Origin of the sequence: Colwellia marinimaniae, from assembly GCF_002207865.1 — a bacterium.
In the GTDB taxonomy this organism is placed as follows: Bacteria; Pseudomonadota; Gammaproteobacteria; order Enterobacterales; family Alteromonadaceae; genus Colwellia; species Colwellia marinimaniae.
Map to the genome: position 1 here is coordinate 61,196 of NZ_BDQM01000006.1, position 16,438 is coordinate 77,633.

Genomic DNA, 16,438 nt, shown 5'->3' on the forward strand with positions numbered 1-16,438 from the left:
TTAGAAATCTTTTGTTAAATTAATGGAAGCTCGGGCTTCAGTGTAAGTGTAACGCTCAACATTTGATTGTCTATCAAGATATTGTAGCGTAATAAAGGCCTTGAGAGATGACGCTAAGCTTTTATTATAACTGGCTGAGAATGTTTTATAAGTATCTTCTTGTCGAGGACCATCAGGTCTATATTTGTCAAAAATATTGTTACTGTAATCAATATAAACAATCACCTCACTTTTACTAGTCATACGACGAGTAACGCTAAAACGTGCCTCAAGATACTCATCTATTATACCGCTACTTAAACTTTCGCGTTCGCGGTTAGATAGATCTAGGGTAAAGGTAGTACGTGCTAGCGCTAACTGAGATTGCCATGCTAGTCGCTTATTCAAGGAAAACTTATTATCCTCAACTAGTTCAAGCGAACTAACAGGGACACTTTGAAAGTCACTAGTATCATCAGGTACCTGCCCAAAAGGTAAACAATCACTAACATTAAAGCTATTGTTGGGACACCAAACATCACCATTTACTTCTTGGTAATTATTTCGGTCAAATACTTCAATAGTTTCATGATAAGAAAGGCTATTAGTTAGCCGCCTAGTTCTATGGGAAAAGTCTAGCTCATAAGAGTCACCAAAAAAACGGTTTGAATAGCTAGCGCTAAGTGATGTTCTTGCTGAGGGTTGCCAATCAATAGAGGTAGAAATATAGTGATCATGGCTATCATTAATAACGTTATTATATGATAAATCGATGATAAAGTGCTTAGCCACCTGATAGCGCAAACCTGGCCCCCAAGAAGGAATGGCCTCCGGATTACTGCCGGCTAAGGTACCGGTCACTCTCTCATGGTATAAACGAAAAAACGGGTTAATCTTATAAGGGGTAATAACACCAAGTTTGGCTTCAAATTGATAATTTTCACTGGTGAAACCACCGTCGATACCACTGAAACCACCACTTGCCCGGTTAGCAAATGAACCGTCGATTTGCCAAAAAACAGTGCGGGCAGCATTACCACTCTTACTATTAATTAGTACCGTGTAACCATGACTTTCACCGATACCATCTTCTGTATCTACTGCGCTAGAAATGAATGAGGAAAATAGTGAATAATCACTGTTGGCACTGTCATATTGTAAGCCGGCTGATAGGTCTCGTTGCTGAACCGTATCGGCAGTAATTAGGTCGGCTAAACTATTGCCGCTATCATTTTTACTGACATTGGTTATTGAAGAGCTAGCAATGGCGGTTAGATTATCTTGCCACAGTGAATATGAGGCATTAGCCACTAGCGTTTGGTAATCATCATTAAGTCCACTATCATGGCTGTAGGCTGCTAGTGTTTCAGTGCCGGCAAATGAAAACTGTAATTTTCTGGAGCTAAAATTAATACCAGCGCCAATAATGAACTGGCTCACTAGACTCGATTTTTTATCTAATTGACTCAGCTCAATATTATTAGTGTAGGTTTCAGTTAGCCCTAAACTCGGCTCAAAGCGCCACTCACCCGCTAATGAGTTGGCAGATATAAATAAGCCAACTATTGCCAAGCAAGGTACTTTTGACAGAAAATTATTGGGTTTTTCTGCCATAGCCATATCCATAATAGCCATAGATATCCTTTTTTGATCGAATGGTTTTATTCATGACTAAGCCTAAAGCAATATCACTATTTAACTGACTTACTGCTGCTTTAACGTCCTCTATTTTAGTTTTTGACTCTTCTACCACTACGATCGCTTGGCCGACAAGATCGGATAATACAGGCGTTTCGGTAACACCGAGTATTGGTGGGCAGTCAAAAATAACGATACGGTCTGGGTAACGTTCGGCTAGCTCTTTCGCTAAATTTTCCATCCGTTCACTGGCCAATAACTCATTGGTTAAATGGTGTGGTTTACCGGCAGGAATTAGTTTTAAGTTTTCAATATTAGTACTATAAATAATATCGGAAAGCGATGTCACTTCAGCTAATAAATATTCGAGTAAGCCCTTTTTGCTATCAAACTCTAATTCTCTATGCAAACTAGGCCTAAGTACATCGGCATCAATTAGCAGTACTGTTTTATCCTGCTCTAAGGCGATACTTAATGCTAGGTTTATGGCGACATAGGTTTTGCCTTCATTAGGGTGAGAGCTGGTCACCATAATCAAGTTACTATTATGTAGGGTTTTTGATGCTAAGCCAAAAGCATTATTTAATAGTTTGCGTTTTATATGGCGAAATTCTTCTTGGATATGATGAGCGCTATCTGGGCTATAAATAAAGCCTCGCTCATTTAATCTATCACCATTTAAAATAATCTTATCTTTATTACTTGTGCTGTTGTGCTCTGGTGCTCCAGCTACTGAGCTATTAGTTGCCTCTGCAGTAGTTGCCGCAGTAATAACTTCATGCTCAGCGCTCTGAGCTGTTTTTTCTTGCTGGGCTAATTTTTGTTTAGCTAGGGCTTTTTCAATGGTACTCATGGCTAAAAGATCCTTTTCAATGGCGTTGGGACTAGCTCAGGAAATACAAAATAACTAATAAATAGCACTAATAAACCGAGTAACATCAGATTTGAGCCAATAAAAATCATGGTTTTCTTTCTATGCCAGCTATGCAAGCCTAAGTTTTCATTGGCTGATACCACACCAAATATAGGCACTCCCGTGGCTTTTGATAATTGCACCGTAGAGGTGGCTACTGGGTTTAATTGGCTCATTAAAAAAGATAAACCAATGCCAACACCAAAACCTAAGAAAGTGACTACAGCAAATAAAACATAGCGTTTTGGCCCTGAAGGCTTGGTTGCTATACGCGGTGGATCTAAGGTACGAAATTGAATTTTATCGGTGGTTTCATCCGCTTGTTGTGCTAGTTGTGCGGTTTCCTTACGTGATAATAACTGTTCGTACTTTTCTTTGGTAATGGCGTAACCACGGTTTAGGGCGACCAACTCAGCCTCTATTTCAGGCAAGATATGTACTCTATTTTCAAGTTCAATAATACGCTGGCGGTAATTGTCAGCTCTGACATTGAGCGAGGCAATTAAGTTTTCCAGTTGATTAACTTGAATTTGCACTTCTTGAATAACAGGATTAGTACTTAATCGTTTTAAGCTACCGCTATTTTCACTATTTTGTGCGAGATACTTGTCAATTTCAGTACTGCGTAATTTATTTAAATGGGTAATATTTCGGCTTATTTCGATAACATCTGGATGTCTGTCGGTATAACGTAGTTTTAAGGTATCAAGTTGTACTTCGAGTTCAGTAATTCTGTCATCGTAAGTGGTTTGAATGGCGCTATCATTTTTAATTTTATTATCACTATGGGTACCGGTAATTATCGATTGGACAAGTTGTTGTTTAGCAGAGGCTAAACGGGTTTTGTTTTCCAATATATTTAAATCAATGCCTCTTAATTCATCTCTGATGTTATTAAGCTTGATATAATAGCCACCCGACTGCTCAGGTAAAATACCACTATATTTTTGTTTAAAACTAGTGAGCCTAGCTTCAGAGTTACCTAAACGATTTTCATATTCTTTAATTTGAGTACTTAAAAATCTTTGTGCACTATCTGAATCGTTACGTGTTTTCCCCAAGGTGTTTTCAATAAAAACGGTTAAAGCAGAGCGAACAATATTTCTGGCCATTTCTGGATCTTTATCTTCAATACTTAGGGTGTAAATATTCTCTCGACCAACCCCTGATATTTTGATGTTATCTTTTAGTGATTTAATTATTTGTTCATACTCTTCACTATTACTGGCTTGTATATCTAGGTCAGTCATACGTGAGATACGCTCTAAATTAGGGCGACTTAATAATGTTTTAACCATAAGGCGAATTTGAATGTCGGGATTAGTTTCAACGGTTATTCCTTTTAGTAATGGCCGCAATAACGATTGCGTATCAACATACACTCTAGCTTCTGATTTGTAAATATTGGGTAACGAGGCAACAAAATACCAACCCAGCGGACAAATAAGCCAAGTTGCTATGATGATATAACGACGTTTTAACCAAATTCCCTTTAGATAATCAATTATCTCTTCAAATATTTCTTGCATTACTACCCTTTAATTGTGCGCTAATTTCAGATGTTATTAGTGATGACAGTCTTAAAACCATGCCTCAGGAATAATGATAATATCCCCGGGTAACATATCTACATTGGCACTAATTTCGCCATCTTTAAGCAATTTATCTATCAGGACTTGATATTGTTTTTGCTGACCATTTTCAATACGTATTAACACCGCATCATTGCCATCAGCAAACTCAGTTAAGCCACCGACTTGAATCATAACATCCAGTAAAGTCATATGCTGAGTGTAATTAATGGCTCGTGGTTGAGCGGCTTCACCAATAACACGAATTTGCTCACTAAAAGGCCCAACAAAATTTTCTACGGTAACAGTAACAATAGGGTCACGCAGGTAAGTGGCTAAGATTTCTTCAATTGAACGGGCTAATTCGGTTGGGGTTTTACCTGCAACCTTGATATCCTCTACCAAGGAAGTGGTGATCATACCGTCGGGTCGCACGACAAAAGAGCCTGATACCTCAGGGTTTCGCCAAACAAAAATATTGAGTACATCACCAGAGCCGATTAAATATTTATATGAATTTATATTAATAGTATTTGATGAGTGTAAGGTTGCACTTGGTAGGGTACTGTTTGAGCTACAGCCTGAAAGAAGTGTTGCTACTACCAGCAATACCACTTTAAACTTGCTGACAAAGTGATTATCCATAATTTACACCTTTTTAAAATACATTGGATTTAAAAAAACAATGATCAATTGTAGGGCATTTTACCTTCTTTTAACAATGTAAATTAACAAAGGTAAATTAAATGTTAACTTTAGTGCGTTTTTTGTTAGAATTGACGCTGTTTTATCGGAAGGTACTTGCAGTTTAGCAATTATCAATTAAAGGGAATCTAGTCGGTTATGTCTAGTGCGAAGTTTCGTGACTTATCAGCAGGAAGTAAGTCTTTAATTATTATAGAGCAAATATTATTTGCCGGTGCTTTGTTATTAGCGGTGCACTTGAATGAGTTATTTAAAGTCATTGAATCTCAGTTGATTCCCGATGGTTTCTTGTTACTCTCTGCTGTCATCTTTGCTTTGCTTAATCAATTAAGCGCTTTAGCCTTAGGTTTATATAACTCAAAACTGAGGGAAAGCTTTCGAGGCATTTTCCGTCGCATGTTAATGTGTGTTTCAGTGGCCTTTTTTGCTGCCACCATTATTAACCCTTTTTATGGGCCTTATCACCTACCGATTGAATTATTGGCTATCGCCTCATTGATCAGTGTTTTTCTTATTAGCTGTTTCCGTTATTTTACCTTTAAGGTTGATTTTTTTGGCTTTGGTAAACGTAAAATTTTAGTGTTGGGTTCAGGTGAACGAGCATCAATCATTGAAAAACGTATGCGCCGTGATGTTGATAGGCAAGACTTTTCTGTCCATGGTTTTGTCGTCATGGTGGGAGACACACCAGGCGGAATTCAATACGAAACACGTATCAATTTAGAAGAGTCATTGGTTGACTACTCTTTAGCCCATGAAATTGACGAAATTGTTGTTGCCAATGATGAACGTCGTAATAACTTACCGGTAGATGAACTATTTGCTTGTAAAATCCGTGGTGTTGAAATAACCGACATATTAGATTTTATCGAACGTGAAACCGGCCAAATAGCCGTAAATCTTATTTACCCAAGCTGGGTCATTTATTCCAACGGTTTTGCCTCTAATAATCACTTGCGCAATACCTTAGATTGGATTTTTAATGCGGTAATGGCAGTGTTTTTATTGTTAATTACTTGGCCTATTATGCTTATTGCTGTGATATGTATGAAGATAAACGAAGGATTTAGTGCACCGATATTTTATAAGCAAGAGCGGGTTGGTCTAGACGGCGAACCCTTTAATATTATCAAGTTTCGCAGTATGCGCTTAGATGCTGAAAAAAATGGCGCACAAATGGCCAGTGAAAATGATAGCCGCATTACCAAGGTGGGCCAATATTTACGTAAATACCGTATTGATGAACTGCCACAAATATGGAATATACTTCATGGTGATATGGGCTTTGTTGGACCAAGACCTGAACGTCCACAATTCGTGCAAGGGTTAATTAAAAATCTGCCTTATTATAACGAACGTCATAATGTTAAGCCGGGCTTAACGGGATGGGCGCAATTGAAATATCCTTATGGCGCAACAGAAGCGGATTCACTGGAAAAGTTAAAGTATGATCTTTATTACATTAAACATCGTAGTTTCTTATTGGATTTGTTGATATTAATTAGAACCGTTGAAATTGTTTTGTTTGGTAAAGGTCGTTAATTAGCATGCAAAAAAGTAAAATACCAGATAAACAAGCGTTAACGGTAGATGTAGAAGATTACTTTCATGTCTCAGCATTTGAAAAAGCTATTGCTAAGTCTGATTGGCAAAACTTGGAGATGCGAGTAGAGCGTAATACTTACCGTTTATTAGAGTTATTTGAGCAGAAACAAGCCAAGTGTACTTTTTTTACTTTAGGTTGGGTGGCTGAGCGTTGTCCTAACTTAATTAAAGCCATTGTTGAGCAAGGACACGAGCTTGCTAGCCATGGCTTTGATCACCAACGGGCGACAAGAATGACACCCGATGAATTTCGTGCTGATGTCAGTAAAAGTAAACAGGTGCTTGAAGATATTTCAGGACAAGCTGTTATTGGTTATCGCGCACCAAGTTTCTCCTTTAATGATAGTAATACCTGGGTTTATGAAATATTGGTTGAGTTGGGTTTTGACTATAGTTCGAGTACCTATCCGATAGAGCATGATTTATACGGAGTACCTAATTGGCCGCGCTTCAAATATCAACGACCGGAAGGGATTATAGAAATTCCTGTGCCGACGGTACGCAAAAACAATCGTAATACTGGTATAGGTGGCGGCGGTTATTTCCGTCTTTATCCTTATTTCTTATCAAAACGGCGTATTGATAGTTACTTAAGTACCGAGCAGCAGCCTTATAGTTTTTACTTTCACCCTTGGGAAATAGACCCTGATCAGCCTCGTGTGGCGGGTGCCTCGATTAAATCAAAACTTCGCCATTACTTAAACTTATCCACTATGGAAGCGAAGGTAGTGCGTTTGTTAGAGGATTACCAATGGCACACCATGAAAAGTGTTTATTTGGATGGAGATATTAAATAACTATGATTAGCCTAATCGTTAAAATAGGGCCTATTGCTGCCATCTTTATAGCTTGGTTTTACACCTATTATCAAGGAATAATAACAGCGGTAAATATTTGGGCCGTCTCCGAAATATTCAATCACTGTTTTTTCGTAATTCCTGGTGCTTTTTTTCTTATTTATCAAAAGAGAATTCCGCTTTTTCAACAACCTTTTATTACTAATTATTGGTTACTACTGCCTTTAATGGGGACCTTAATTTTATATACTTTTGGGCATGTGGGTGATATTCGTTTATTTATGCACATAGCCACCTTTGCCTCATTACCATTACTTATTTGGTTTGTGATTGGTAATCAAGCGGCTAAAGTTATCGCATTTCCTTTATTTTTTATGCTGTTCTCTATTCCTTTCGGTGAGCAGTTAGTACCTTATCTACAAGAACTTACTACTGATTTAGCCGTGCCTTTATTAGAATTGACAGGTATACCAGTCTATAGAAATGGCCTTTATTTAGAGATCCCTGAAGGACGTTTTTTAGTTGCAGAAGCTTGTTCTGGCATTAGCTTTCTAATCACATCAATAGTTTTTGGTAATTTGTACGCATATATATCATTTAGAACATTACCTAAAAGATTATTCTTTATTTGCATCTCCGTAATAATACCCATTCTTGCAAATGCTATAAGGGTATACGGTATCGTCTTGATTGCACACTTAACCGATATGGAGTATGCGGCAGGGGCAGATCATCTTATATATGGCGGTGTTTTTTTCGCGCTAGTATTGTTCTTATTGATAATGATAGGAGAGAGTTTAAGAGATAAAACTGAAATAACTGAGCCTCAAAAATCTATTGCTAAAGAAGGTAATAGCGTAAAAACTATCAGTGTAAATAATAAACCGGTGATGACATCTGTTGTTATTATTTTGTTATTTATCAGCCAAAATTTTTGGTTATCTACTGTAGTCAGCAGTAAGTCCACCTTAGTAGATGATGCATTAATAGTAGATTTAATGACATTACCTCTTATGGTAAAAGAAGAAAAATTAAAAAAATGGCGACCTGATTTTTCCAAAGCATCAAATATTCAGCAAGGAGTTATTAAACGCCCTAATAGCCCAGATAGCATAGAGTTTTTTATTGCCACTTATTTCGGTGGGGAAGGTGAGCTCATTTCTTCAGGTAATAAATTGTATAGTGCTGACCGTTGGACATTAATTAAAAATACAAAAGTTAGTATTGATGAAGAAAAGGACATTCAGTTGATAAAAATTGTATCGCCATCAGGGCAGTATAGATATATTTTATACTGGTATCAGTTCTCCAGTGAAGTATTCACCAACAAGGTTAAATTAAAACTTTACCAAACTTGGAGGGCAATGTTAGGTCAAAGACAACAGTCAGTTATTATCGCATTGTCTATTGAAAGTGAACAGGAAATGGCAGCTGTTATCGCTATGCTACAACCCCAAGTTAATATTATACAAGATAGCATTAAGGATTAATCACAGTGATATCTGTTCCGTTTTCTCTGGTAGAGAGTAATACTATTGCTCGTAGCTCTCAACCGGTAAGTATAGGCTTTCCTTTTGTACTAGGTACAGTATCTACTGATACCAAGCTAGCTATTCAATCTAAGGATGGTCAGCTTGTCTCATGCCAAATATCCCCGTTAACTTTTTGGCATGATGGCAGTGTTAAGTGGGCAATGATTGACTTTGTCGTTGATATTAGCAGCAATGAAACATTATTACTTAACCTGACTGATGATTTTTCTGACCAGGAGTTATCATCAGATCAAGGGCAAATAAAATTATTAGAAAATAATAAGCAACTCGAAATTAATACCGGATTAGAGACATTCACCATAGGAACATCTCAAGGTGAACTGTTATCTATCGTTAGCTCTGCACTGAGTCAAAATGAAAGTAAAAGTGAAAATTTTTATATTCAACTCACCAATTCAAAAAATGAAAAGTACAAGGCTGTTATTGATAACGTTTGTGTTGACCTTATTGAAGCGTCAACTCATCGAAAAAGTTTAACCATTAACGGGTGTTTCGTCGATGCAAATAAAAAGCAGAGTAAGCTTCTATTTGAATCTACACTTACCTTTTTTGCCAATACAAGTTATATAAAAGTAGATTTTACCCTACATAACCCACAAGCAGCGAAGCACCCAGGAGCGTTATGGGATTTAGGTGACGAGGGTTCTATTTCTTTTGAGTCTCTATCTGTAAATATCCCTGTTGATAGTAATGCCTCGGTTAATATTTATGATCATGTTGCAAATAAAGCAATCGCATGTGGAAAAAACACCTTTCTCAAGCAGTTCTCTAGCGGGGGAGTGAATTGGAATAGCCCTGTTCATAAAAATGCAGCAGGAAAGGTAGAGATTGAAAAAAATGGCTTTGTTATTAACTCTGATAGTGATGAACACGAAGGCATGCGTATTTCTCCTGCTTTTAGTGTTAAAAATAAAGAAGACACAGTCAGTGTTTATATAGAAAAATTTTGGCAGAACTTTCCTAAAGCCATATCAAAGCAAAATGAATCATTAACTGTCGAATTATTTCCTGAAGGTAACTTTGAATTACAAGGCGGAGAAAAAAAGTCACACGCGCTATGGATTGATTTTAAATCACCGACTCAAAGTTTTAATTGGCTTGATAAACCGTTAACGGTAATTATAGAACCGCAGTATATTGAACAAACAGGGGCGTTTGATTTCTTTAAATCGTCTTTTAAGCAGAATGAATTATCCGCTATTATTGAAAAAGGTATTCATGGCCCCAGCAATTTTTTTGAAAAACGTGAAGCTGTTGATGAGTATGGCTGGCGAAATTTTGGCGACCTATATGCGGATCATGAAACACAAGGTTACGCAGGAAATGACATTTTTGTTTCCCATTACAATAACCAATACGATCCCATTTATGGTTTTGTCTACCAATATTTAGCGAGTGGTCATGCAAACTATTTTGAGTTGGCAGATGATCTAACCAAACATGTTGCAGATATTGATATTTATCATACGGTCAATGATAAAGATGAATATAACGGAGGGCTTTTTTGGCACACAGATCATTATTTAGATGCCTCAACCTGTACACATCGAACTTTTTCAAAAAATCATCAAGCAGCTTATGAGGGATATACCTCAGGAGGCGGTCCGGGTGTACAGCATTGCTATACCACGGGTTTAAAATCTTATTATCTATTAACGGGCAACGAAAAGGCTAAGAAGGCAGTATTACAGTTAACAGATTGGATTACTTATAGTTTTGAAGGCTCAAATAGCTTGCTGGCGAAACTATTTGCAATAAAACAAAGTGGTAACCCTGATGTTAAAGACCATATATCAGAAAAGTACCCGATGGATAGGGGGACAGGACATTATATCATTGCATTATTAGATGCTTATGACCTAACTCAACAGCAAAATTATTTAGCCAGAGCCTTTAAGGTAATTAGTAATACCTTTCATCCTAATGATGATATTAGTTTACGGGATTTTGACAATATAGAAGCTACCTGGTTTTACACAGTATTTTTACAGTCAGTTGGCCGGTTCTTGCTGGTAAAAGAACGAATAAAGCAATTAGATGATGACTTTTATTATGCCCGTGATGCCATGCTTCATTACGCTGATTGGATGTTGAATAATGAGTTACCTTATTTAGAGCAGAGCGATAAATTAGAGTTTCCAAATACCACATGGGCTGGGCAAGATTTGCGTAGGGTCGGCATTTTTTATATGGCGAATTATTATTCACCGATTAAGAATGAGCTGTTGCTAGAGAAAGCGGCTTACTTTCATCAGCATATAGTGAACACGCTGCAAAATGATACTAACAATGATTATACGAGAATTTTGGTGTTACTGATGCAAAACATTGGTTTTGCAAATTTTTATCAATATAGTTCTAGCCAAAATGATTTTGAAAATATTAGAAAGTACGCCAAGCCAGTTAAGGTAAATAAAGGCATGAAGATTTGTATTTTATTGTTTAAAGAATTATCACGTTTATCAATAAAGAATGAATTGAAATGGCTAAGTTTACGCTCTGCCAAAGTTGCAAAGTTATTAGGGAATAAAGGCTAAATGAAAAAGCTTAATGTATTACAATTTTTATGCTCGACAGGATTTTATGGCGCAGAGCGTTGGGTGTTAGCACTAGCAAAATATTTGAATCCACAAAAAGTCACTTGCCACCTTGCCGTTACTCTTGAATCAAATAATGATGAGTTAAAAGTAGTAGATGAATTCAATAAACTTGATGGCAGTGTCTTTCAATTACCTATGAGTAATAGGTTCGACCTTAAAGTAGTTGATAGACTTGTTGAAGTAATAAAAAGGAATGATATTGATATCATTCATACTCATGGGTACAAGTCTGATATTTTAGGTTTGTTGGCTGCAAAGAAAGCTGGGATTAGAATTGTAATTACACCTCATGGATTTGAAAATAGTCTTGATTTTAAATTAAGATTGTTTATTTGGTTAGGCTGTCAGTCTTTTAGATTTGCAGATATTGTGGCTCCACTTTCTAAAGCGCTTTGTGATGATGTTCGTGGCTTCGGTGTAAAAGAAGAGCGCTTAGTATATGTACAAAATGGTGTCGATTTATCCGAAGTTGAAGAACAAAAAATAAAAGAAAATGCTTTAAAGTCTGTTGGCGATAATAAAAGGATTGGCTTTGTCGGTCAGATGATTAGCCGTAAGAATATCAAAGATATTCTCGATATATTTGAATCATTAGCGGGGAAATACCCAAATATAACCTTGAGTTTACTCGGTGATGGCGATTCTCGTCCTGAACTTGAAGAATATACAAAATCACTTGCTCATAAAGGTCGTATTGAGTTTTTAGGGTTTAGAGATGACCGATTAGAGCTTTTACAAAGCTTTGATTTATTTGTGATGACATCGAGTTTAGAAGGAATACCTCGTTGTTTAATGGAAGCTACCGCAATGGGAATCCCTGTAGCCGCATATGATATTGCGGGAGTTGATCAATTAATCGAACACGAAAAAACGGGACTACTTGCGCCTTATGGTGAAAAAGAGCTTTTATCTAGTTATTGGGAAACGTTACTTTTTAATCAAGAAAAAGCAGAACAATTATCTAATGCAGCGTGTGATTTTGTAAACGCTAACTATTCAGGTAAACGCATGGCTAGTGAGTACGAGACACTTTTTCAAGATTTAGTGAAAGGTTAAATCAGATGACAAAACAAAATAAACCCTCTGTTTTGTTTGTCTTGTCGGTAGACACGGAAGAAGAGTGGGATTGGAAAACTGAATTTCCTCAGCACAATGTACAAGTTGAAAATATTCAAGCAATAGAGGGCTTTCAACGAGAGTGTAACAGCATAGGAATCCGTCCCACTTACTTTGTAGATTACCCAGTTGTGAATAACTCACAAAGCGTAGAAGTATTAAAATTTATTGATCAAGCAGGGCAATGTGAAATCGGTGCTCATTTACACCCTTGGTGTAATCCGCCAATGACGGCTGAAAATGATGAGTTTGCTTCTCATGTTGTCAATTTACCTATAGATTTGGTTGAGCAAAAGTTGGTTAATTTACTAGGGAAATTAAGGACCTCATTTGAAAAGGATATTTGTTCATTTCGAACAGGCCGTTGGGGAATTAATTCTGCAGTTATGGGGTTGTTAATTAAGCATGGTATTACGATCGACTCCAGCATTTATCCATTTTATCGTAATAACTATTTTAATTGCGACGGTGCGCCAGTTGAACCATATTGGCCAGATTTATCAAATCCACTAAAGGCTCAGTTACAAAATCAACAATCGTCTATATTTGAGATACCAGTTTCTGCGGGTTTTAACCATGCTCACTTTACCTTATGTGACAAAGTTAATAATTTATCTAATACTCGACTTTTATCTTTTTTACGGATGCCTGGAATTATGTGGCAGCTAAAACTGTTAAGAAAGATATATTTAAGTCCTGAGTTGTCATCAGCAACTGACATGCAAACATTGATTAAAGTATTACTTAAACGAAAAGCACCTATTATCCATATGAACCTGCATAGTTCGAGTTTAATAAGCTTACCTTATAACAATCATCCATTTACTCGAGAGCAGATGCTGGAAAATATGAAACAGACTGTTAGTTATTTACAGGAACATGCAAACGTGACGTTTTGTACGCTTAGTGAAGCTAAAGAAATATTAACTCAGCATCAGGGTATTCAATAATGACAAATTCTAAGTTAGCTATTACAACAATAACTGCTTCAGAGTCTATTTTGTGGGACCAATACGTTCAACAGCATAAAGGCCATAGCCCTTATCATTTGTTTGCTTATTTAACGGCAATTGAAACCGCTTATGCTCATCAAGTGTATTATTTCGTGGCAAAGAAAAACTCAAAAATAGTGGGCGTTTTACCATTAGTAAATATTCGTATTCCGTTTAAAGGAAGCTCATTATGCTCACTACCTTTTTGTGATGTTGGCGGATGTTTAGCTGATGATAATGAAATAAAAAAATTGCTGGAGATAAAGGCTTCTGCTCTAAAGTTGACATTAAAAGCTAAATCAATTGAATATCGTGAGCGCACTAAAATTAATAATAATGCCCAGTTTGAAGGGAAAAAAGTCAGTATGCTTTTACCTTTACCTGCCACGAGTGACGAGTTGTTTTCGGGTTTTAAATCTAAATTAAGAAGTCAAATTCGTAAAGCTGAAAAAAACGGTTTGACCTATGAGTTAGGAACAAACCAACAGTTTATTGATGAGTTTTATGCCGTTTTTAGTGAAAACATGCTCAGACTGGGCTCACCAGTTCACAGTAAAAAATGGATTGAATCTATCTGTGAGCAATATAAAGAGCAATGTGTTATTGCGGTTATTAAATTAGATGGTGTAGCTGTAGGTGCTGGAATCGTGCTTTTTTCCAATGATAAAGCCTGTATTCCATGGGCTTCTACTCGCGCAGAATATAACCGTTTATCTCCCAATATGATGTTGTACTGGGCATTGTTGAAATTTGTTACCGAGCAAGGATGTACAGAGTTTGATTTTGGCCGATCTACGTTTAATGAAGGTACCTATCGCTTTAAACAACAGTGGGGAGCTCAACCTGTTCTATTGGATTGGCGTGAAGATATCCAAACAGCAGCTCAACCAGAAGTCGCTTCAGGAAATAGTAGAATTAAATCTTTAGTGGAAAAGATTTGGAAAAAATTACCACTAGCGGTAGCAAATACTATTGGTCCAAAATTAAGGCGTTATATCAGCTTATAACAAGCATTATAAATGGCTTGAAATATAAATACAGGTTAATAAGGAAGTAATCATCATGTGTGGCATAGCGGGTTTTACCCAGTTTCATCAGCAGCAAGGCTCTATTGATACGCTGAAAACAATGGGGAACCAAATCTTTCATAGAGGACCTGATGCAGGTAGTGAATACTTAACCGAGAGTGTAGGGTTGTGTCACCGACGTTTAGCTATTATTGATTTATCGGACGCAGGAATTCAGCCAATGCATTCTTCCGATGAGCAAGTCATAATCTCGTTTAATGGTGAAATTTATAACTTTTTAGAGTTACGTGAAGAACTTATAGCAAAAGGCATTGAGTTTAAAACTGATACTGATACAGAAGTTATAATAGCTTTATATCAGTCGATAGGTATTAAACTACTAGATAAAATCAATGGCATGTTTGCTTTTGCTATTTGGGACAATATTAAACAAGAATTATTTCTTGCTCGTGACAGAATTGGCAAAAAACCATTGTATTACAGTTTTTTTAATAATGATCTTGTTTTTGCTTCAGAACTAAAAGCTATGTTGGTCCTACCATCTATACCTAAAGATATTCGCTTAGACGCGGTGCATGATTTTTTTGCCTATCAATATATCCCCGATCCAAAAACAATTTTTCAAGGCATTTATAAGCTTGAACCTGGCCATTATCTTACAGTCAATAAAAACGGCATTAAAAACAAGCAGTATTGGGATATTTCATTTTCAAAGCAAACTGAACAATCAGAACCTGAGCTTATTAAAGAACTACAACAATTAGTGGGAGACTGTACGGCTAAAAGAATGGTATCAGATGTGCCTTTAGGCGCATTTCTTAGTGGTGGTGTTGACTCAAGCGGTATTGTCGCATTAATGGCAGAACAAGCAGAGAAAACAAATGGCGAAGCAATTACTACTTGCTCGATTGGCTTTGATGAGGAAAAGTTTGATGAAACCAAATATGCCGCTATCGTCGCAAAGCAGTACGGCACAAATCATCATAAACTAACCGTACAAGAGAATGTAGAGGATAATCTGGAGCATATTGTCTCGTTTTTTGATGAACCTTTTGCTGATCCTTCTTTAGTACCTACTTATTTTGTTTCACAGCTTGCCAGACAAAAAGTGACTGTTGCAATCTCGGGTGACGGTGGCGATGAGGTTTTTGCTGGCTATGAAAAATATTCAGCCGATCATATGGAAAACAACTTACGTAATAAAATACCCTCTTGGATAAGAACAAATATTTTCCCTGCTCTGGCAAATGTAGCTCGTTCAATAAATATTAATGCCTGCCAACGAGCCAGTTCCTTATTAACCAGTTTAAGTGTTGAACCTGCCATGGGATTTTATATCTCCAATTCATTTATTAAAGATACTACTTGGCAGACACTGATAAATGATAAAACTAAAGTTGAACTTGGCGATTATCATCCTTCAAAATTAACGACAGATTTTTATCATAAATGTGATGGCAAAGATCATTTGTCGCGTATTTTATATACCGATATGAAAACCTATTTGCCTGGGGGGATTTTGGTGAAAGTAGATCGTATGAGTATGGCTAACTCACTTGAAGTTCGAGCGCCTCTTTTAGATTATAAATTGATAGAGTTTGCCGCAACTGTGCCTTCAAAATATAAATTTAATAAAGGTGAAAAGAAGTACTTACTGAAAGAAGCATTTAAAAAATATCTACCGGATGACATTTTATACCGAAAGAAAATGGGGTTTTCTGTGCCGTTAGCTTCGTGGTTGCGTAATGAACTAAAGGAGTTAACTGAAGCTAAGCTTGTCGAAAATCCATCAGGATTAAAAAAAATATTCAAAACATCGGAAATCAATAAGTTGTGGACAGAGCATATCGAAAAAGTTAACGATCATTCTACAGTATTGTGGAGCATGTTGATGTTTCAAATGTGGTGGGATAAATATATGACTGAAGAGCAAGCTTAATA

At 36.8% G+C, this 16,438-nt stretch carries 12 protein-coding genes; 8 read left to right on the top strand and 4 right to left on the bottom strand.

The annotated features are described in order from the left end of the window. From MTCD1_RS05580 to MTCD1_RS05595, 4 genes are read right to left on the bottom strand one after another with little or no spacing between them, the layout of a single operon-like run. On the bottom strand, window positions 1–1,614 hold the full coding sequence (locus tag MTCD1_RS05580) for a TIGR03016 family PEP-CTERM system-associated outer membrane protein (RefSeq protein ID WP_088568914.1): 1,614 nt from the start codon (window positions 1,612–1,614) through the stop codon (window positions 1–3). Continuing rightward, window positions 1,574–2,470 carry an XrtA-associated tyrosine autokinase gene (locus tag MTCD1_RS05585; protein WP_057183483.1) on the bottom strand — a complete coding sequence of 299 codons (897 nt, stop codon included), beginning with the start codon at window positions 2,468–2,470 and terminating at the stop codon, window positions 1,574–1,576. Before MTCD1_RS05585 ends, MTCD1_RS05580 begins: the two co-directional genes overlap by 41 nt. Before the next feature lie 2 nt (window positions 2,471–2,472). Further along, the gene (locus MTCD1_RS05590) at window positions 2,473–4,059 is read right to left on the bottom strand and encodes an XrtA system polysaccharide chain length determinant (RefSeq protein ID WP_057183481.1); all 1,587 of its coding nucleotides are present in this window, start codon (window positions 4,057–4,059) and stop codon (window positions 2,473–2,475) included. Window positions 4,060–4,110: 51 nt separating this feature from the next. Continuing rightward, window positions 4,111–4,746 (bottom strand): XrtA/PEP-CTERM system exopolysaccharide export protein, encoded by a 636-nt coding sequence (locus MTCD1_RS05595; protein WP_057183479.1) that lies wholly within the window; start codon window positions 4,744–4,746, stop codon window positions 4,111–4,113. 198 nt (window positions 4,747–4,944) lie between these two features. On the opposite strand from MTCD1_RS05595, the gene MTCD1_RS05600 reads away from it, so the two are divergent. From MTCD1_RS05600 to asnB, 8 genes are read left to right on the top strand one after another with little or no spacing between them, the layout of a single operon-like run. Further along, window positions 4,945–6,348, top strand: a complete 1,404-nt coding sequence (locus MTCD1_RS05600; RefSeq protein ID WP_057183476.1) for a TIGR03013 family XrtA/PEP-CTERM system glycosyltransferase — start codon at window positions 4,945–4,947, stop codon at window positions 6,346–6,348. Between the two features lie 5 nt (window positions 6,349–6,353). After that, window positions 6,354–7,208, top strand: a complete 855-nt coding sequence (locus tag MTCD1_RS05605; RefSeq protein WP_057183474.1) for an XrtA system polysaccharide deacetylase — start codon at window positions 6,354–6,356, stop codon at window positions 7,206–7,208. Window positions 7,209–7,210: 2 nt separating this feature from the next. Then, a complete protein-coding gene (gene xrtA / locus MTCD1_RS05610) occupies window positions 7,211–8,698 on the top strand; it encodes an exosortase A (RefSeq protein ID WP_057183472.1) in 1,488 nt (495 codons plus the stop codon). A 5-nt stretch (window positions 8,699–8,703) separates the two neighbouring features. Continuing rightward, on the top strand, window positions 8,704–11,298 hold the full coding sequence (locus tag MTCD1_RS05615; protein WP_057183470.1) for an RIFT barrel domain-containing protein: 2,595 nt from the start codon (window positions 8,704–8,706) through the stop codon (window positions 11,296–11,298). Continuing rightward, window positions 11,299–12,417, top strand: a complete 1,119-nt coding sequence (locus MTCD1_RS05620; protein WP_057183468.1) for a glycosyltransferase — start codon at window positions 11,299–11,301, stop codon at window positions 12,415–12,417. It begins immediately after the preceding gene. 5 nt (window positions 12,418–12,422) lie between these two features. Next, the gene (locus tag MTCD1_RS05625; RefSeq protein ID WP_057183465.1) at window positions 12,423–13,427 is read left to right on the top strand and encodes a polysaccharide deacetylase family protein; all 1,005 of its coding nucleotides are present in this window, start codon (window positions 12,423–12,425) and stop codon (window positions 13,425–13,427) included. Continuing rightward, window positions 13,427–14,476: a FemAB family XrtA/PEP-CTERM system-associated protein gene (locus MTCD1_RS05630; RefSeq protein ID WP_057183463.1), complete on the top strand. Its 1,050-nt coding sequence runs from the start codon at window positions 13,427–13,429 to the stop codon at window positions 14,474–14,476. The genes MTCD1_RS05625 and MTCD1_RS05630 overlap by 1 nt, the downstream gene beginning before the upstream one ends. A gap of 55 nt (window positions 14,477–14,531) precedes the next feature. Beyond that, window positions 14,532–16,436 (top strand): asparagine synthase (glutamine-hydrolyzing), encoded by a 1,905-nt coding sequence (gene asnB, locus MTCD1_RS05635; protein WP_057183461.1) that lies wholly within the window; start codon window positions 14,532–14,534, stop codon window positions 16,434–16,436. The last annotated feature ends 2 nt before the right edge of the window (window positions 16,437–16,438 follow it).